This window comes from Bradyrhizobium sp. (assembly GCF_036009065.1).
GTDB lineage: Bacteria > Pseudomonadota > Alphaproteobacteria > Rhizobiales > Xanthobacteraceae > Bradyrhizobium.
On the sequence record NZ_DASYMN010000171.1, the window covers coordinates 1 to 17,387 of the forward strand.

At 63.6% G+C, this 17,387-nt stretch carries 16 protein-coding genes and 1 riboswitch; of the genes, 7 read left to right on the forward strand and 9 right to left on the reverse strand.

The features are described 5' to 3' along the window. The 4 genes from VGP39_RS28150 to VGP39_RS10375 form a co-directional block, all read right to left on the reverse strand. A partial coding sequence (locus VGP39_RS28150; protein ID WP_414644628.1) for a helix-turn-helix domain-containing protein occupies positions 1 to 148 on the reverse strand: 148 nt, incomplete at its 3' end. 154 nt (positions 149 to 302) lie between these two features. Beyond that, positions 303 to 1,238 (reverse strand): prephenate/arogenate dehydrogenase family protein, encoded by a 936-nt coding sequence (locus tag VGP39_RS10365; RefSeq protein ID WP_327568012.1) that lies wholly within the window; start codon positions 1,236 to 1,238, stop codon positions 303 to 305. Then, complete coding sequence (locus VGP39_RS10370) at positions 1,235 to 2,332, reverse strand: histidinol-phosphate transaminase (RefSeq protein WP_327568013.1); 1,098 nt, start codon at positions 2,330 to 2,332, stop codon at positions 1,235 to 1,237. Before VGP39_RS10370 ends, VGP39_RS10365 begins: the two co-directional genes overlap by 4 nt. Positions 2,333 to 2,358: 26 nt before the next feature. Then, positions 2,359 to 3,207 (reverse strand): chorismate mutase, encoded by an 849-nt coding sequence (locus VGP39_RS10375; RefSeq protein WP_327568014.1) that lies wholly within the window; start codon positions 3,205 to 3,207, stop codon positions 2,359 to 2,361. 200 nt (positions 3,208 to 3,407) lie between these two features. Further along, a riboswitch (SAM riboswitch) is annotated at positions 3,408 to 3,487 on the forward strand. Positions 3,488 to 3,573: 86 nt separating this feature from the next. On the opposite strand from VGP39_RS10375, the gene metX reads away from it, so the two are divergent. Further along, positions 3,574 to 4,776, forward strand: coding sequence for a homoserine O-acetyltransferase MetX (gene metX / locus VGP39_RS10380; protein ID WP_327568015.1), 1,203 nt, complete (start codon positions 3,574 to 3,576; stop codon positions 4,774 to 4,776). Continuing rightward, positions 4,776 to 5,444, forward strand: a complete 669-nt coding sequence (metW, locus tag VGP39_RS10385) for a methionine biosynthesis protein MetW (RefSeq protein WP_327568016.1) — start codon at positions 4,776 to 4,778, stop codon at positions 5,442 to 5,444. Before metX ends, metW begins: the two co-directional genes overlap by 1 nt. A 178-nt stretch (positions 5,445 to 5,622) precedes the next feature. Here metW and VGP39_RS10390 read toward each other — a convergent pair whose 3' ends face one another. The 3 genes from VGP39_RS10390 to VGP39_RS10400 all read right to left on the reverse strand — a co-directional run bounded on the left by VGP39_RS10390 (position 5,623) and on the right by VGP39_RS10400 (position 9,440). Continuing rightward, positions 5,623 to 6,483, reverse strand: coding sequence for an alpha/beta hydrolase (locus VGP39_RS10390; protein WP_327568017.1), 861 nt, complete (start codon positions 6,481 to 6,483; stop codon positions 5,623 to 5,625). Between the two features lie 574 nt (positions 6,484 to 7,057). Then, complete coding sequence (locus VGP39_RS10395; protein WP_327568018.1) at positions 7,058 to 8,443, reverse strand: hypothetical protein; 1,386 nt, start codon at positions 8,441 to 8,443, stop codon at positions 7,058 to 7,060. 211 nt (positions 8,444 to 8,654) lie between these two features. After that, positions 8,655 to 9,440 (reverse strand): MOSC domain-containing protein, encoded by a 786-nt coding sequence (locus tag VGP39_RS10400; protein ID WP_327568019.1) that lies wholly within the window; start codon positions 9,438 to 9,440, stop codon positions 8,655 to 8,657. Between the two features lie 222 nt (positions 9,441 to 9,662). Here VGP39_RS10400 and clpB point away from each other — a divergent pair, with 222 nt between their 5' ends. The 5 genes from clpB (at position 9,663) to VGP39_RS10425 (ending at position 14,401) form a co-directional block, all read left to right on the forward strand. Further along, positions 9,663 to 12,302 carry an ATP-dependent chaperone ClpB gene (clpB, locus tag VGP39_RS10405; protein WP_327568020.1) on the forward strand — a complete coding sequence of 880 codons (2,640 nt, stop codon included), beginning with the start codon at positions 9,663 to 9,665 and terminating at the stop codon, positions 12,300 to 12,302. Positions 12,303 to 13,028: 726 nt separating this feature from the next. Continuing rightward, on the forward strand, positions 13,029 to 13,304 hold the full coding sequence (locus VGP39_RS10410) for a hypothetical protein (protein WP_327568021.1): 276 nt from the start codon (positions 13,029 to 13,031) through the stop codon (positions 13,302 to 13,304). 18 nt (positions 13,305 to 13,322) lie between these two features. Further along, positions 13,323 to 13,727: a hypothetical protein gene (locus VGP39_RS10415; protein WP_327568022.1), complete on the forward strand. Its 405-nt coding sequence runs from the start codon at positions 13,323 to 13,325 to the stop codon at positions 13,725 to 13,727. Positions 13,728 to 13,747: 20 nt separating this feature from the next. Next, on the forward strand, positions 13,748 to 14,140 hold the full coding sequence (locus VGP39_RS10420) for a hypothetical protein (RefSeq protein ID WP_327568023.1): 393 nt from the start codon (positions 13,748 to 13,750) through the stop codon (positions 14,138 to 14,140). A 126-nt stretch (positions 14,141 to 14,266) separates the two neighbouring features. After that, positions 14,267 to 14,401, forward strand: a complete 135-nt coding sequence (locus VGP39_RS10425) for a hypothetical protein (RefSeq protein ID WP_327568024.1) — start codon at positions 14,267 to 14,269, stop codon at positions 14,399 to 14,401. A 298-nt stretch (positions 14,402 to 14,699) separates the two neighbouring features. On the opposite strand, the gene VGP39_RS10430 is transcribed toward VGP39_RS10425, so the two are convergent. Together VGP39_RS10430 and VGP39_RS10435 are read right to left on the reverse strand one after the other, a co-directional pair. Beyond that, a complete protein-coding gene (locus tag VGP39_RS10430; RefSeq protein ID WP_327568025.1) occupies positions 14,700 to 16,328 on the reverse strand; it encodes a hypothetical protein in 1,629 nt (542 codons plus the stop codon). 269 nt (positions 16,329 to 16,597) lie between these two features. After that, on the reverse strand, positions 16,598 to 17,387 hold a 790-nt coding region (locus tag VGP39_RS10435), incomplete at its 5' end, for a M23 family metallopeptidase (RefSeq protein ID WP_327568026.1).

Sequence of the window (17,387 nt, forward strand, 5' to 3'; positions counted from 1 at the left end):
GCCTCAGATTCTTCCACTTGGTCACACAGGAAGCACTGATCTGAAGCTCCTCGGCGATCGAGCGAACCGTCTCGCCAGCGTCAGCACGCGCCAGAGCGCGTTCGCGAATATCTTCCGAATAGGGTCGCGTCATCCATGCTCCCAGCATGAAGTTTGAATCAGAAATCCGCTCCAATTGGAATCCCGATTCTGGTAAAAAACAACATGCTCTAGCTTCGGTCCATCGCGTCGTAACCGGGGCCCCGGCTCTGCAGCGCACCGCTTCGCGAAGTGCTACGCGCTGCGCTGCGTCCGGGGCCCGTCTACTTCTTCCCCAGTTGCGCGTGCGGGCGGCCGAAATCGGGGGCGGCGGAATCCTGGCCGATCTCGACGATGCCGCGACGGATGGCGCGGGTACGGGAAAAATGCTCGAACAGCGCCTCGCCGTCGCCGCGGCGGATCGCGCGCGTCAGCTTCGAGAGGTCCTCGTTGAAGGTGCCGAGCATTTCCAACACCGCGTCCTTGTTGGTCAGGAACACGTCGCGCCACATGGTCGGATCGGATGCGGCGATGCGCGTGAAGTCGCGAAAGCCGCCGGCGGAGAACTTCAGCACCTCGGATTGCGTGACCCCTTCAAGCTCATCCGCCGTGCCTACGATTGTATAAGCGATCAGATGCGGCAGATGGCTGGTGATCGCGAGCACCATGTCGTGGTGGTCCGGCGTCATGATCTCGACCCTGGCGCCGAGCCCGGCCCAGAACGCGCGCAGTTTTTCGACCGCGTCCGGATCGGCGCCTTCCGGCGGGGTGAGAATGCACCAGCGCTCGATGAACAGTTCGGCAAAGCCGGAATCGGGACCGGAATGCTCGGTGCCGGCCACCGGATGCGCCGGAATGAAGTGCACGCGGTCCGCCAGATAGGGCGCCATGTCCCGCACCACGGCGCCCTTGACCGAGCCGACATCGGAGACGATCGCGCCCGCTTTGAGATGCGGCGCGATCTCCTCTGCGACCGGGCCGCAGGCGCCGACCGGAATGCACAGGATGACCAGATCGGCGTCCTTCACCGCTTCCGCATTGGAGAGGGCTACGCGATCGACGACACCCAGCTCCTCGACACGCGCCCGGGTTTTCGCCGAGCGCGCGGTGGCGACGATTTCTCCCGCCAGTCCCTGCGCCCGCGCGGCACGCGCGATCGAGCCGCCGATCAGCCCGAATCCGATCAGCGCCATGCGTGGAAAAAGCGGCGCGGCGTTCATTTCCGGCCCACGAAATCGCGCAGGCCCTCGACCACCAGGCGATTGGCTTCCTCGAGGCCGATGGTCATGCGCAGCGCATGCGGCAGGCCGTAATTGCTCAATCCGCGCAGCACCAGGCCGCGTTGGGTCAGGAACGCGTCGGCATCGGCCGCGGTCTTGCCCTTCTCCAGCGGAAAATGGATGAGGACAAAGTTCGCAACGCCGGGCGTCACCTTCAGCCCGAGCTTGCCGATCTCTTCCGTCAGCCAGTTGCGCCAGTGCTCGGTATGCGCTTTCGACATCTGCTGATGCGCGGTATCCTCGATCGCCGCCACCGCCGCCAGCATCGCCGGCGTCGAGACGTTGAACGGCCCTCTGATGCGGTTCACCGCATCGATGAGATGCGCCGGGCCGAACATCCAGCCGACCCGCAGCGCGGCGAGGCCGTGAATTTTCGAAAAGGTGTGGGTCATCACGGTGTTCTCCGTGGTCGCCACCAGTTCGATGCCGAGCTCGTAATCTTTGCGCGAGACGTAATCGGAATAGGCGGCATCCAGCACCAGCAGCACATGCGGCGGCAGCCCGGCGCGCAGCCGCTTGACCTCGTCGAACGGCAGATAGGTGCCGGTCGGATTGTTCGGGTTGGCGAGCCACACCAGTTTGGTCCGCGGCGTGACCCGCTGCAGGATCGCATCGACGTCGGCGGTAAAATCGGTTTCAGGCGCGACGACATTGGTGGCGCCGTTGGCTTTTGTCGCGATCGGGTACACCAGAAAACCGTGCGCGGTGCTGATCGCCTCGTCGCCGCGGGCAAGATAGGCGTGCGCCAGCAAATTGAGGATTTCGTCGGAGCCCGCGCCGCAGATGATGCGGTCGGGGTCGAGTCCGAAGGCGCGGCCGATCGCCTCGCGCAGCACCCGCGAGGTGCCTTCCGGATAATCCTCCAGATGCGCGGCCGCTTGCCTGTAGACCTCGATGGCCTTCGGCGAGGGGCCGAACGGCGTCTCATTGGCCGACAGCTTGAACACCTTGCGGCCCGGCTCCGGCACCGGGGTCTTGCCGGGCGTGTAGGGCGCAATATCGAGAATGCCGGGATTCGACACGGGGCGGGACATCGTCAACTCCGGATGTGCGGGATGGGCTATTTGGCCGACCCGTTCGGGGTCACCGTATAGCGTCTTGCGTGGCTGCCGACGAGAGCCGATGAGCGCACCGACGCGCCGGCTGCGATCAGCGCCGATTTGATGCGGTCGAGGTTTTCCGCGCCCGCCACCGAGACCAGCAACGCCGCGCCGTCGAACGCGGCGTCGGGCACCGCGACGATTTCGGCCAGCGGCGACAGCGCGCGCGCAACTTGCGCGTTCCATCCCGATACGCGCACGCTCCACATCTCGACCTCGGTGACCATGGCGCTGTCGGCGACGCGCGAGACCACGAATACCGGCAGCGCGGCGGGATGATCGGCGCGCTCGATGAACGGCAGCCGCGCGATGATTTTCGGCGCGCCGTCCGCCTCCAGCGCGATCCACCATGGCGTGCGGCTACTGGTTGCGGAGACCAGCGCGAGGTCGCCCTTCGATTTGGCTACGGCTTCCACCGCGGCCGGCGCACTGAAATGCGCGGCATAGGGAACGGTGAAGCCGAAATGAAACCGCGCCGAATCCCGCATCGCCGATTCGCCCAATGACAGATCCGCGTGCACCGAAAACGGCGCCTGCACATAGGTGAAGGTGGAAATGATGACGCGCCAGATGCTCTCGACGGTGTCGAGCGGCAGGATGCCGCGATGGCGCTGCACCAGCCGCCGCATCATGTCGGCCTCGCGCGCCGGGCGGAACGCCGAGCCGACCTCCTGGGTCTGCTTCACCGAAATCAGCCGGTCGATGATGTCGCCGCGTGCCATCAGCAGGCGGTGCACCTGGTCGTCGATGGCGTCGATCTCTTTGCGCAGCACTTCGAGCGAGGGCGGCGCGGGGGGCGATTTGGACATGATGAGAGACCTAGAACCATCCTTCGCGGCTCGCCGCAAGGGGCTAGCTGTCTACCCGTCATTGCGAGGAGCTCTTGCGACGAAGCAATCCAGTTCTCGGTGCCGAAGAGCTGGATTGCTTTGTCGCAAGAGCTCCTCGCAATGACAGACGGGCTGATCCGAAGCCATCTTGACGTAAAGCCCGTCAGGCACTAATATTCACCCTGTTCCGTGGTCATTTGAGCCGGCCGGCTTGCAGCCACGTTAAATAACTCGCTAAACAGGCCGGGGACAGTTTGATCCCGGCCGAACTCGTTAGTTCAGGCCGGGTTTTTTTATGGCCTGAAGACCGGGTCTGTGAAACCTCCCTGGGAGGTCGGTACCAAGATGGTAAACGTACAGTCGATCCCGAGCCCTACGACCCATACCGAGGAACGCGCGCATGAGGCGGATCATCCGTCCTCGCTGCTGGCGCTGTTCGGCCCCGACCAGCCGTTGCACCTCGATTGCGGCATTGATCTTGCGCCGTTCCAGATCGCCTACAAGACCTATGGCGAACTCAATGCCGAACGTTCCAACGCGATTCTGATCTGCCATGCGCTGACCCTCGATCAGCATGTCGCCAATGTGCATCCGCTGACCGGCAAGCTTGGCTGGTGGGAAACCATGGTCGGCCCCGGCCGGCCGCTCGACCCCGGCAGATATTTCATCATTTGCGCGAATGTGATCGGCGGCTGCATGGGCTCCACCGGGCCGGCATCGACCAATCCTGCGACCGGAAGATTGTGGGGACTGGATTTTCCGGTCATCACCATTCCCGACATGGTGCGCGCGCAGGCGATGCTGCTCGACCGCCTGGGCATCGACACGCTGTTCTGCATTGTCGGCGGCTCGATGGGCGGCATGCAGGCGCTGCAGTGGACAGCGGCGTACCCCAAGCGCGTATTCTCGGTGCTGGCGGTGGCCTGCAGCACCCGGCATTCGGCGCAGAACATCGCGTTCCATGAACTCGGCCGCCAAGCGGTGATGGCCGACCCGGACTGGCGCGGCGGCGGCTATTTCGAGCACGGCACCCATCCGCACCGCGGCCTCGGCGTCGCGCGGATGGCCGCGCATATCACCTATCTTTCAGACGCCGCGCTGCACCGCAAGTTCGGGCGGCGGATGCAGGACCGCGAACTGCCGACGTTCTCGTTCGATGCGGATTTTCAGGTCGAGAGCTATTTGCGCTATCAGGGCTCGTCGTTCGTCGAGCGTTTCGACGCCAATAGTTATCTGTACCTGACGCGGGCGATGGACTATTTCGACATCGCCGCCGATCACAAGGGCGTGCTGGCGGAAGCGTTTCGCGGCATCCAGACCCGGGTCTGCGTGGTGTCGTTCACCTCGGACTGGCTGTTCCCGACCTCGGAGGCCCGCGCCATCGTACACGCGCTCAACGCCTCCAGCGCGCGGGTGTCGTTCGCCGAGATCGAGACCGACCGCGGCCACGACGCGTTCCTGCTCGACGTGCCGGAGTTTTTCGACATCGCCAGGGCATTTTTGGAATCCGCGGGCAGCGCGCGCGGTCTCGCCAAGGCGGGCGGCTGATGTCGGCGCAGCAACAGGTTCTGCCGCTGATGGGTGCCGGCGCGCGCGGGGGCGAGAATTATCGCAGCGATCATCTCTTGGTGGCGCAGATGGTCGAGCGCGGCTCGAAGGTGCTCGACGTCGGCTGCGGCGAGGGCGACCTGCTGCAGCTCTTGGAGACCCGCGGCATCGACGGCCGCGGCATCGAGCTGTCGCGCGAGGGCGTCAACCGCTGCGTCTCAAAAGGCCTCGCGGTGGTGCAGGGCGACGCCGACACCGACCTTGTCAACTATCCCGACGACGCCTTCGACTATGTGATCCTGTCGCAGACCCTGCAGGCGACGCGGCAGCCGAAGGCGGTGCTGGAAAACCTGCTGCGGATCGGCCGCCGCGCCATCGTCTCGTTCCCGAATTTCGGGTTCTGGAAGATGCGGCTGCAACTTCTGGTCGGCGGCCACATGCCGCGCACGGAAAACCTCCCCGCCACCTGGTACGACACCCCGAACATCCACTTCTGCACCATCAAGGATTTCGTGCAGCTCTGCGACGAGATCAACGTCAAGATGGAACGCGCCGTGGCGCTCGACCTCTACGGCCGCCCGCTGCGCCTCAACGCGCCGTGGTGGTTCTGGAACATGTTCGGCGAGCAGGGCGTGTTCCTGCTGAGCCGCGCGGGGAAGGTGCGGTAGCGCGCGCGTCCCGGACACGGTGCGGCATTCTTCATGCCGCTCCGGAGAGCCGGGAGCTGTACCAGATATTGTCCTTTCATTTTTCGTCATGCCCGGCCTTGTGCCGGGTATCCACGTCTTTCTTGCTTCGAAGAGTGAAGACGTGGATGGCCGGGACAAGCCGGGCCATGACGAATAACTACACCCGCACCGAGCGCGGATCGCGGGCGCCCCAGCGGCCGGCTTCCGCCTGCACCAGAAACCGTTCCAGCGTTCCGTTGAACAGATCGGGCTCTTCCTGGTTGAGGACGTGGCCGGTCTTTGGAAACATCGCCAGCCCCGAGGTGGCGATGTGCTTCTTCAGATAGAGGCTGGGCTCGATGCAGGAATCGTCCTCGTCGCCGACGATGATCAGCGTCGGCAAATCGACGCGTTTGATGTCGTCCTCGAACTCGTAGAGCGGCGGCCGGCCGCCCTGAAAACCGCGCTGGGTATGGGCCGAGCCCTGCGCGTCGTGCTTAGCCAGCGCGTCATAAAATTCCTTGAAGCCGCGCGGATCCTTGATCAGAAACGGAATCCGCCCCGGGCTCATGCCGGAGACCCTTGCGACGACATCGGGATCGCCTTGCTCGAATTCCTCGGCATGCGCCATGGCTTGATCGCGGAAACCCTGCAAGCGTTCTTTCTCGAAACCCGAGCCGACGCCGGCCAACGTCAGCGACAGCGCGCGCTTCGGCGCATGAATGGCGACCTGCAACGCCGAATAGGCGCCCATCGACAGTCCGACCAGATGGGCTGCAGGAATCTTCAGGAAATCCAGCATCGCGATCGTGTCATCGCGAAAATGCTTGTAGCTGTAGGCGTCCGCATCCGGAATATGCGACGGGATGTAGCCGCGCGCCGAATAGGTGATGCAGCGATGGCTGCGCGAGAAGTAGCGCATCTGCGGCTCCCAGCTCGCGTAGTCGGCGGCGAATTCATGAATGAACAGGATCGGCGTGCCTTCACCCGCTTCCTCGAAATAGAGCTGCACATTGTCTGACGTCGTCGCGTAGGGCATTGCGGCACTCCCCGGATTTGATTGCAGAGAAAATCGCAGCTTATGCGCGCGGCGGCAATGCCGATTTCCGCAAGCTGAGCAAAGCGCCGGACGCTACTGGCCTCTCAGGGCAAGGTTCCAGCCGGTGTACTGGATGCAATGTTGGCCGTGACCGGAGTTTACGCCATCAATCTGATGGTCCAGGGCGGGCCTGCGACGATCGCGGTCGTGGTCGGTATCGGCGCCTTGACGGGCCCAGCGCCGCGACGCCTCGGCGTCCGGCGCGGCGGACCTTCTGAGGGCGAAGCACGCCATCCACGGTTCGTGGACCAATGAGGACGGCTGACCAGGCGATATCGAGCATGACGGCGCGCGCAGCGGCGGGGTTGCTGCGCGTTGGCGCTAAAGCGCTATGGCTTTAGGTGGAATCGCGTCAGTGCGAGGAGCGAAGCGACGAGGCAATCCTGTCTGACATAGCGGCTCGGGATTGCTTTGCTGCGCTCGCAATGACGGATCAACAAGAACGAATGATGCGCTGGTTTCGAGGGCGAGCAAGCGCGGCTGTAACAAGGCGCGGATCGAAACCGGGCGCGTGTCATAGAGATGGCGCGAGCCTCGCGGCCGGCACTGCGATCCCGGTCTGCGCGGTGAACAGGGTGGCGACGTCCGTGGCGAGCGACATGTAATCGTCATAGGCGGCCTGACTGGCGGGAACGACTGCGGCAGCCAGATCCGCCGGCAGGACGCCGCCCGTGGCGGCAATTGCCGTGGCCCGGAACTTTTTCTCGGTCTGCCTCAGATCCTCTATGGACTTGTTCAAATCCGCCATCGACGTCGGGGTCACCAGTTTGCCGCCGATGTAAACGATCTGGCTCAGCCCGAGGATCCCGAGCAGGGTCTGCGGAATATCGAAGGAAGAGAGCTGGGTGACGCCGCCGATAATGAGGGCGCCTCCGACGACCAGGCTGAAGATGAAGCTCTGGTACCGGTAGACGTCGAACTCTCCCTCCGTCGTAAACAGGTCGCGCCAATGCGCGTCGATGTTCCCCGGGTTGAGCTGCGATGGCAGCCACTGCTTGCGGAGCAGCCACGCGCGGTTTTCCGGAGTGAGGCTGGTGCGCGAGTTGTCAGTTCCCTTGGCGATGGTCGAGCCGATGCCGGTGATGCCGAGAAGAAGCAGGACGGTGCTGGAGATGTCCGTGAGGACGCCCGTGCGCAGCAGGAAGTAGGTGATCAGCCCGAACACGATGAGCGAGAACATCAGGATCTGGAGCTTGCCCAGGCTCGCCTTGCCGTCGGCGCCGGCGCTCATCGCGATTGGATCGAGATAGCCGTACCAGCGTGGCGGAGGGGTGGCGCGAAAGGCGAAGGCGGCAATCAGGTAGCCGAGCAGCACGATAAGCCAGGCAAGCGCCGAACTGTACAGCGCCGGACTGACCCGAACGGATGCTTCGGATACCTTGAAGGGCGAGCCGCCCTGGCAGGTAAAGACATACAATTGGGCGCGTTGCCAGGGTGCGTCGCGCACGTCGGGAACGCGCAGGTTGATGATGGTGCGGTCCCGGCCGATCAGCCCTTTCTTGACCATCGGATCGGTGTCTGCCGCCTGTCGCGCCTTGACATCGGGCCGGTCCATGATCACCGGTGCCGCTGCCCCGACATCGAGGGCGGCGAAAAAGTACTCGGATCCGGTGAACGGCTCGTCGAGGCCGATGTCGACATTGCTGCCGCTCGGCAGCAGGAAGGTATCCATGATGATCCGCCCGCCGATCTGCCGTCGCCGGTTTAGCAGTTCCGAGGCCGCGTCCTCCTGCGTGATGCAAAGATCGCGCGCATCATGCCGCCTTCTCGCTGGCTGCGGCGCAGCCCCCGGCGCGGGTTGGCTGGACGTTGTCGGCGCGACCGACGGTTCAGCGGGCGCTGCGCTGTCCTGGGCCGCCGGGCTTTGAGCGTGTGCGACGAAATTCAGCAGGACCGCCATGGCAACGACCGCCCCTGACGACAGCATTCGCCCCCATCGCATTTGCCGCTCCCAATCTTAAAAAATCGATCGCCGATCGGCGCCGGCGGATGCGGGCTGCCTCCTCCGGCCGCGATGGATCGCGCACCGCCCGACCTAAGCGCCTGCGTTCATATTGCTTGGTCGCCCCGCTCCCCGCAATGACATTCAGGCATCCTGACACTTACGAGCCCTACACCAGCGCGGGCTCTTCGGCCGTCACCGTGTCCCGCTCGGCTACCTCGCCGGCGGCGGTGACCTCGGCGTAGACCCCGCAATCGGCGCTGCCGAAGCGTTGCATCAGCGCATGCAGGATGTTGAGGTCGCGTGCGGCGGTATCGGGATCGACGTTGATAGCGGCGCAGCGGGCGATCCGCTTGACGATTTTCAGGCGCGCCTCGCCGATTGCAAGAGTCCGCCCAAGCAGCTCGAATTCGTGCCAGGCCGGCCAGCCCCGCACATAGAGATTGGCGCGGAAGCGCAGGGGATGCACGCTTTGGCCGACGACGTCCTCGATGGCCTGCAGGCTGTCGAGATTGATGATCGAGACCACCTTTTTCGCCACGTCGGAAAAGCTGTGGCCGCCGCCGGAGAGAATTTTCGGCGGTCCCTTGATGTCCCCGGCGAAGTTGGCCGCAAAAAACCGCTCGATGGCGGCGCGGCCCTCGGCGGTTTCCAGGTCGCCGCGCGCGACTTCGCGGCCGTTCCGGCGAATGGTCAGGGTATGGTTCGAATCGTCGAAATGCGTGTGCAGCCCCGCCAGCCATTCGTCCCGCATCAGCGTCAGGAAATAGGCCTTCGACATCCACTTCGGGTCCGCCGGATCGAAGCCGCTGGGACCGTTTTCGATCGCGTAGCGGCGGTCGGCCGGCAGCGTCTGGCCGGCGGCCAGCACGGCGCGCGATAGCCGTTCCGGGGACAGGCCCTTGACCGGATAGCGGTAGATGCCGGTGATTTCAGCGGAAAGGTTTTCGGGCATCCGGTCTCTTAGGAGATTCCTGCCGAAGGCGCCACCGCTAACGAAATTGTGAGGCTGCCTCTTCAATTTAGGGCGTTCTGTTCCCACATTTGGCCCAAGCCAGAACCAAGCTGGCGACGACCGCCGGCTGGTTGATAAGCATCAACGCGGCAGGCGCAAACCCAATGAAGATGCTGCATTCGTGCCTTCGGGGCGGGCGCGGCAGGCTTAGGGAAACATGCCATGAATATCGAAAAATATACCGAGCGCGCCCGCGGGTTCATCCAGTCGGCGCAGTCGCTCGCGGTGCGCGACGGACACCAGCAATTCTCCTCGCTGCATCTGCTGAAAGTGCTGCTGGACGATGCCGAGGGCCTGGCCGGCGGCCTGATCGACCGCGCCGGCGGCAATTCGCGCGCCATCCTGAAAGCCACCGAAGACGCGCTGGGCAAGCTGCCGAAAGTGTCCGGAACCGGCGCCGGGCAGGTCTATCTCGCGCCCGACCTCGCGCGCGCATTCGAGGCCGCCGAACAGGCCGCCGACAAGGCCGGCGACAGTTTTGTCACGGTCGAACGGCTGCTGCTGGGCCTTGCGCTCGACAGGAACGGCGAGGCCGGATCGATCCTGAACAAAGGCGGCGTCACTCCGCAAAATCTCAATGCGGCGATCGAAACCTTGCGCAAGGGCCGCACCGCCGACAGCGCTACGGCCGAAAACGCCTATGACGCGCTGAAGAAATATACCCGCGACCTCACCCAGGCCGCGCGCGACGGCAAGCTTGACCCGGTGATCGGTCGCGACGAGGAAATCCGCCGCACCATCCAGGTGCTGTCCCGCCGCACCAAGAACAATCCGGTGCTGATCGGCGAGCCCGGGGTCGGCAAGACCGCCATCGTCGAGGGGCTGGCATTGCGCATCCTCAACGGCGACGTGCCGGAAAGCCTGAAGGACAAGAAACTGCTGTCGCTCGATCTGGGCGCGCTGATCGCGGGCGCAAAATACCGCGGCGAATTCGAGGAGCGGCTGAAGGCGGTGCTGCAGGAAGTGACCTCGGCCGAAGGCGGCATCATCCTGTTCATCGACGAAATGCACACCCTGATCGGCGCCGGCAAGGCTGACGGCGCGATGGACGCCTCCAACCTGTTGAAACCCGCGCTGGCGCGCGGCGAGTTGCATTGCATCGGCGCCACCACGCTGGACGAATACCAGAAGCACGTCGAAAAGGACGCCGCGCTGGCGCGCCGGTTCCAGCCGATCTATGTCAACGAGCCCTCGGTCGAGGACACCATTTCGATCCTGCGCGGGCTGAAGGACAAATACGAGCAGCACCACGGCGTGCGCATCACCGACAGCGCGCTGGTGGCAGCAACCACGCTGTCCAACCGCTATATCACCAACCGCTTCCTGCCCGACAAGGCCATCGACCTGATGGACGAGGCGGCGGCGCGGCTGAAGATGCAGGTGGATTCCAAGCCGGAAGAGCTCGATTCGATGGACCGGGAAATCATCCGGCTCAAGATCGAACAGGAAGCGTTGAAGAAGGAAAGCGATGCCGGCTCGAAAAGCCGGCTGCAGACGCTTGAGAAAGAACTCGCCGATCTGGAAGAGAGATCGGCGGCGCTGACCTCGCGCTGGAGCGCCGAGAAGAACAAGCTGTCGAACGCACAGAAACTCAAGAGCGAACTCGACCAACTGCGCATCGAACTCGCCAATGCGCAGCGCCGCGGCGAATATCAGCGTGCGGGAGAGCTGGCCTATGGCCGGATTCCGGAGCTTGAGAAGAAGCTCGCCGAGATCGAGGCCCACGAAAACGCCGGCGAGATGATGGAGGAGGCGGTCACCGCCAACCACATCGCGCAGGTGGTGTCGCGCTGGACCGGCGTTCCCGTCGACAAGATGCTGGAGGGCGAAAAGGACAAACTGCTTCGCATGGAAGACAGCCTCGGCCAGCGCGTGGTCGGCCAGGCCGAAGCCGTGCATGCGGTCGCGACGGCGGTGCGCCGCTCGCGCGCGGGCCTGCAGGACCCGAACCGCCCGATGGGCTCGTTCATGTTCTTAGGGCCCACCGGCGTCGGCAAGACCGAGCTGACCAAGGCGCTGGCCGAATATCTGTTCGACGACGAGACCGCGATGGTGCGGCTCGACATGTCCGAATACATGGAGAAGCACTCGGTGTCGCGGCTGATCGGCGCGCCTCCGGGCTATGTCGGCTACGACGAGGGTGGCGCGCTCACCGAAGCGGTGCGGCGGCGGCCCTACCAGGTGGTGCTGTTCGACGAGATCGAAAAAGCGCATCCGGACGTGTTCAACGTGCTGCTGCAGGTGCTCGACGACGGCCGCCTCACCGACGGCCAGGGCCGCACCGTCGACTTCCGCAACACGCTGATCATCATGACCTCGAATCTCGGCTCGGAATTTTTGGTCAACCAGCCGGAAGGCGAGGACTCAGGCGCGGTGCGCGAGCAGGTGATGGGAATGGTGCGCGCGCATTTCCGCCCGGAATTCCTCAACCGCGTCGACGAGATCATCCTGTTCCACCGCCTGCAGAAGAGCGAGATGGGAAGGATCGTCGAGATCCAGTTCGCACGGCTGCAGAAGCTGCTGGAGGATCGCAAGATCACCCTGACGCTCGATGCCGCGGCGCGCGACTGGCTCGCCGAGAAGGGTTGGGACCCGGCCTATGGCGCGCGCCCCTTGAAGCGCGTGATCCAGCGCCACGTGCAGGACCCGCTGGCTGAGATGATCCTCGCCGGCGAGATCAAGGACGGCGACCGCGTCGCCATCTCGGTGGAAGGCAACGTGCTGACCTTCAACGGCAAGGCGCCGAAGACCGCGGAGATCGCCCAGTTCGAGGCGCCGGTGCCGAAGCGGAAGCTGCACTGACGTGCTCGTCCCGGACGCGGTGCGGCTCGTAGTGCTGCTCCGCAGAGCCGGGACCATCATAACGGCAGCGGCTCGTAATGGCCCCGGCTCTGCAGCGCACCGCTACGCGCTGCGCTGGGTCCGGGGCACGGGATCAACCACACCGTCAGGCGCGGGCTTGACCCGCCTGCGGGGCCGAAGCCCTTCGGCGAGGCGAAGGCCCGCGCATCCATCCATTCGGAAGAATCTTGCGAATGGATTGCCTGTCAAGCCGGGCAACGGCGAAACGATGGCATCCCGGACTCGGTGCGCATTCTTCCGCGCCCTGGGCCGTCAAACACCGTGCCTGCGGCGCGCCGCGTTCGTCCAGCGTATGGCATGACTCAAAGTAGCGGTGTCGAAGCGAACGTCGCACTAACGTAATTCTCAGCCCTACCCGCGATGCAAAGAGCGATCGCGTCAAGCTCCTCAATTAGCGTTGTGTTCAAAGCGCTACGCGTAATGGAAACGCATATCGTTCATTGCATGTAAGGAGGGCCGCCGAATCGACGGGTGTTGCGCATAGGAGACAATCAAAACGTTTGTCGCTTGAAGTTGTAGAATGTTCTTGAACAACTACTCACATGTTCGTCACAATCCTTAACGGGAATTAAGGGGGAGTTGATGCGTGGGTTAGCCGCAAGCCTAAGTGCTGTGTCGCTTGGGGCGTTATGTTCGATATTTCTCGGGGCGTGCGCGCAGATTACCGTGATTAGCGACAACGCGCCGCCCCAGACCGAATGGAAATTCGGCGTGTTGGCGATCGATCTGGCCGGTTCCAGCAAGAACACAATTGTTCAATCGACCGGGGTGGGGGTGATCTCCACTCCCTCCAGCGCAACCTTGGGTTATTCGAACGCCAGAATTGTTAGCATCGGTGATGAGTGCCGGATCGTCATCACCACCCAGGATATTGAGGCGATAAGCAAAGATCGCGAATTGGCACGTCTGCTCAGGAAAACTCATAAGGCCTGTGCGGCGTGAACGGATAGAGGGACGAATATGTCAATTTCCAAAAAAAGCGTTATTGCCGGCAGCTTTATTTGCTGCGCGCTCGCAGGCTGCGTCACGAATGAAGCTATCATAGCGGGTGCGGTTGATACTGTCGGCGTTTCGGCGAGCGGAGGCACGACGGATCAAGGGGGAAACCTAGTGGTCGGATTTAAGGGAGCCAAATTTGCGATTGTCCCTGTTCAGACCGAGACAGGTCAACTCATCTACCTTGCCGATGGTGGGAAAGACAAGGAAAGGGGATTTTCCGTGCTTGCGATGCTAGGCGTCGACGCTGCGGCCGGAGCCAATCTGGCCGGCGTTGGCGTTCACCAAGTTCTTGCCGTCGGCAAGCCGGCCGATCTCTGGGCGTTAGGGCAGGCCGGGAAGAAAGTAACGCTTGGGGGGACACCATGAGACTCAGCGGGTTCTTAGCGATGTCACTCATCGGCCTTGCGCTTGCGGGCTGCACGACCGCCCGAACGCCGATCGTCGCCGTGGCGGTGGATGATGTTGGCCTCACAGCTGGTGTAGGTGCGCAAAATCAGGGAGCAAATGTGACCCTGGGATACAAGGGAGCCAAGTTCGCCGTGGTTCCGGTGCAAACCCCCGGGGGGAAGATACTCTCTTTGCGCGACGGTCCTGACCGAGACAATGGATTTTCAGTCTTCGCTATGTTGGGCGTGGATGCCAAGGGCGGGCTTTCTCCGAACGCCGACATTCGCCAAGTTGTCGGCGTTGGGCCGGCGGCAGACATATGGGCGTTCGGTGCTTCTGGCGTGACGAAAGATCAGATAAAGGCAGCAAAAGATGCGCAGGTCATCCGGTAAGCTCCTTTTGTTTCTGCAACATCTGAACATTTATTATATTTGCCGCAGCATCTTATTGAACGCTGATCGCGTGGAGCTTACGGTATCCGGCGCGAGCTGGGACCAGGGGAAGGACCGAGGAGGTACTTGTGGCAAAAAAGAGCACCAGAGCTGATCGGGCGGACCGAGCAGATCGCGCGGACCGGGCAGATCGCGCGGACCGAGCTGATCGCGCGGACCGGGCAGATCGCGCAGACCGGGCAGATCGCGCAGACCGGATAGATCGCGCGGACCGGGCAGAACGCGCGGATCGGGCAGATCGCGCCGACCGGGCGGATCGCGCAGATAAGGCAAAGCGCGCAGACAGATAAGGACGAGGGAGCAGCGAAGGGAGGTGCGGACAACCAAGTGAGCGCACATCTCACTTGGCTTGATTGATTCCGAACCCCGCCGCCACTCTTGCCGTTACAGCCTTGCGGATCATCATTCCTTCAACGGCGGTCGCATTCCTTCTCAAAGCGGTCATCAGCGGTCCTTCAAGCAGCCGCAGGGCCTTACGCTTAAACCGTATGTGCACCTCTTATTTCTTCACCACCTTGTAGATCGCGTTCTCGATATCGGAGGAGAAGTAGATCGTCCCCGTCGCGCCGACGCCGACGCCGGTCGGGATGTTGCTCGGCAGCCCGCCCGGGACGCCGGGAAGCCCGATCGGCAGGTTGCCGGCGATCTCGGTGACGGTGCCCGTCGAGGGATCGATCGCGACGATGCGTCTGGCGCCGACTTCGGCGACGATCAGTTTGCCGTCGGGCGCCAGCGCGATGCCTTCCGGCATTTTCAGGTCGTGCGCGATGATGGTCTTCTCGCCGCTGCTCTCGATCTTCGAGACCTGTCCCGAAAGGGCTTCGGTGAGATACACCTCGTCTTTCGATGCCGCGACCAGTCCGACCGGACCCGCGAGGCCGCCGAGCACCGGCGTGCGGTCCTCGCCGTTCTCGCCTATCACGCGGACCAGCGAGCCGGTGCCGAGTTCGTTGACCAGCAGGCTGCCGTCGCCGAGCCGGACCGCGTCGTGCGGGGCCTTGAAGCCGTGCAGCATCGTCTTGGTCTTGCCGGTCTTTCGGTCGATCACCTGCACCGTGCCGGTGAACCAGCTCGACAGGATCACCTCGTCGCCGCTGGCGGTGGCGCTCATCGGATACTCCAGCGTGCCGCCGTCGGCGTGCATGCGGGCGGGCTCGCTGACCTCGCCGGTTGCGCCGTCCACGGTGCGGTAGGCGAACACGTCGGCGACATAGATGGTGTCCTTAGGCCCGTCGGAGACGACGCCGATGCCGCCGGGCAACGCCAGCCTGCCGATGATCACCTGCGTGGCCGCACCGGTCTCGGGGTCGACCTGCTGGATTCCGTTGTCGGCCATGTTGGAGACGAAGATGCGGTCCTTGTCGTCGATCGCGAGGTTGTCGAGCGAGGGTTTTAGTTGCGCGACCGTCTTCTTTCCGCCGGTCTTCGGATCGACCCGCACCAATTGGCCGAGCGCGGTGTCGACCACCCACAGATTGCCCTTGGAGTCGAAATTGACCGCGGCCGGAATTTTAAAACCGTCGGCGACCACGTTAAGCTCGCCCTTGTCGACGTCGACTTTCGCGACCTGGCCCTTGAACCACAAGGGACCGTACAGCATGTCGTCGGGGCCGAACTCGAAACCGTTGAGGCCGCCCATCTTCTCCAGGATCTTGCGCGGCGGCTTTACCCCGTCGACGTCGATTTCATAGAGCGCGTCGCCGAGGAACACTTGCGTGGCATAGAGCCGCCCGTCCTTGCGGTAGGCCAGCGAGTTGATGCCGGGAAGACCCGAGGCGAGCTTCCTGATCGGGCCGTCGCCCTTGCGCGAATAGAGGTCGCCGGTGAGAAAGCCGGTCCACGCCATGGTGCCGTCAGGCGCGAACGCGATGTCGTCGGCCATGCCTTCCGGCGCCGGTATTGCGATTTTCGCAGAGCCGTTGACGCGATCGACCTCGTACAGCGCGGCGCCGGCGACGCTGCCGGCGAACAGCCGGCCGCTCTTGTCGATCCCGAGCCCGTGCACGCCGTGAAACGCCGAGCCGGGAACCAGTACGGTGACTTCATGGGTCTGCGCAGATGCGCCGCTGATGGCGCCAAAAACGGCTGTCGCCGCGACAGCCACGCTCAATGCAAGCCTGCTCGTCATGACATCGCCTCCCGGTTTTCTGCTTATGAGGAAAAGTATTCGCCCGCGGCGCGCATTTGGCAAATCAAACCCGCGAGGGCATCCCGCATTCGCTGCTGGTTGCCGTGTCCCGGACGCGGTGCGGCATCCTTCATGCGCTCCGCAGAGTCGGGACCCATCTTGCCGTTCTGTCGTGCTGAATGGGTCCCGGTTCTGCGAAGCAGTGCCATGGCGCGTCGAAGACGCGCGTAAACGCGCTGGTGGCGCTGCATCGCGCCCGGACAAAAGGCTCAGCGGTTGCTGACTTGGCGCGCCTGCGGCGAAGCGGAGGCGCCGGCGGCGTCGGAAACCCGTGCCGGCGCGCCGCGGTTGCTCATCATGGCGTTGAGGCGGTCGCGCTCCTTCTCGAAGCCGGCCATCAGCGGCCCTTCCAGCGAGCGGCCGCGCGGCAGCTTGATGCGCATCGGATCGACGAAGCGGCCGTTGACCAGGATTTCGTAGTGCACATGCGCGCCGGTCGACATGCCCGTCGATCCGACGAAGCCGATCACCTGTCCCTGCCGCACCCTTTTTCCCGGCTCCATGCCCTTGGCATAAGCGGACATGTGGCCGTAGGCGGTCTCGTAGCCGTTGTTGTGCTTGATGCGGACGTATTTGCCGTAGCCGCCTTCCCAGCCGGTTTTTTCCACGACGCCGTTGCCGGACGCGAAAATCGGCGTGCCGTAGGGCGTCGCCCAGTCGACGCCGGTGTGCATCTTGACATAGCCGAGGATGGGATGGCGGCGGCCGCCAAAACCCGAGCGCATGATGGCGTTGTTGACCGGCTTGCGCACCAGAAACTTCTTCGCGCTCTTGCCGCTCTCGTCATAGTAGTCGACCACGGAATCGTCGGGAGTCTGGAAGCGGTAGTATTTCTTGGTCTCGCCGCCGACGGTGAGGGAAGCGAACAGCACCTCGGTCTTTTCGGTGATGGTGGCGCCTTCGTCCTCGCCGGCGAAGAACACGTCGAACGAGTCGCCCGGCTGCACCTTGCGCTGGAAGTCGACGTCATAGGAGTAGATGCGGACCATGTCCTCGATC

Coding starts and splice junctions, on each gene's coding strand:
- VGP39_RS10430 (WP_327568025.1), bottom strand. CDS start 16,328: ATGACGAGCAGGCTTGCATTGAGCGTGGCTGTCGCGGCGACAGCCGTT.
- metX (WP_327568015.1), top strand. CDS start 3,574: ATGGTAAACGTACAGTCGATCCCGAGCCCTACGACCCATACCGAGGAA.
- VGP39_RS10400 (WP_327568019.1), bottom strand. CDS start 9,440: ATGCCCGAAAACCTTTCCGCTGAAATCACCGGCATCTACCGCTATCCG.
- clpB (WP_327568020.1), top strand. CDS start 9,663: ATGAATATCGAAAAATATACCGAGCGCGCCCGCGGGTTCATCCAGTCG.
- VGP39_RS10395 (WP_327568018.1), bottom strand. CDS start 8,443: ATGGCGGTCCTGCTGAATTTCGTCGCACACGCTCAAAGCCCGGCGGCC.
- VGP39_RS10370 (WP_327568013.1), bottom strand. CDS start 2,332: ATGTCCCGCCCCGTGTCGAATCCCGGCATTCTCGATATTGCGCCCTAC.
- metW (WP_327568016.1), top strand. CDS start 4,776: ATGTCGGCGCAGCAACAGGTTCTGCCGCTGATGGGTGCCGGCGCGCGC.
- VGP39_RS10420 (WP_327568023.1), top strand. CDS start 13,748: ATGTCACTCATCGGCCTTGCGCTTGCGGGCTGCACGACCGCCCGAACG.
- VGP39_RS10415 (WP_327568022.1), top strand. CDS start 13,323: ATGTCAATTTCCAAAAAAAGCGTTATTGCCGGCAGCTTTATTTGCTGC.
- VGP39_RS10365 (WP_327568012.1), bottom strand. CDS start 1,238: ATGAACGCCGCGCCGCTTTTTCCACGCATGGCGCTGATCGGATTCGGG.
- VGP39_RS10390 (WP_327568017.1), bottom strand. CDS start 6,483: ATGCCCTACGCGACGACGTCAGACAATGTGCAGCTCTATTTCGAGGAA.
- VGP39_RS10375 (WP_327568014.1), bottom strand. CDS start 3,207: ATGTCCAAATCGCCCCCCGCGCCGCCCTCGCTCGAAGTGCTGCGCAAA.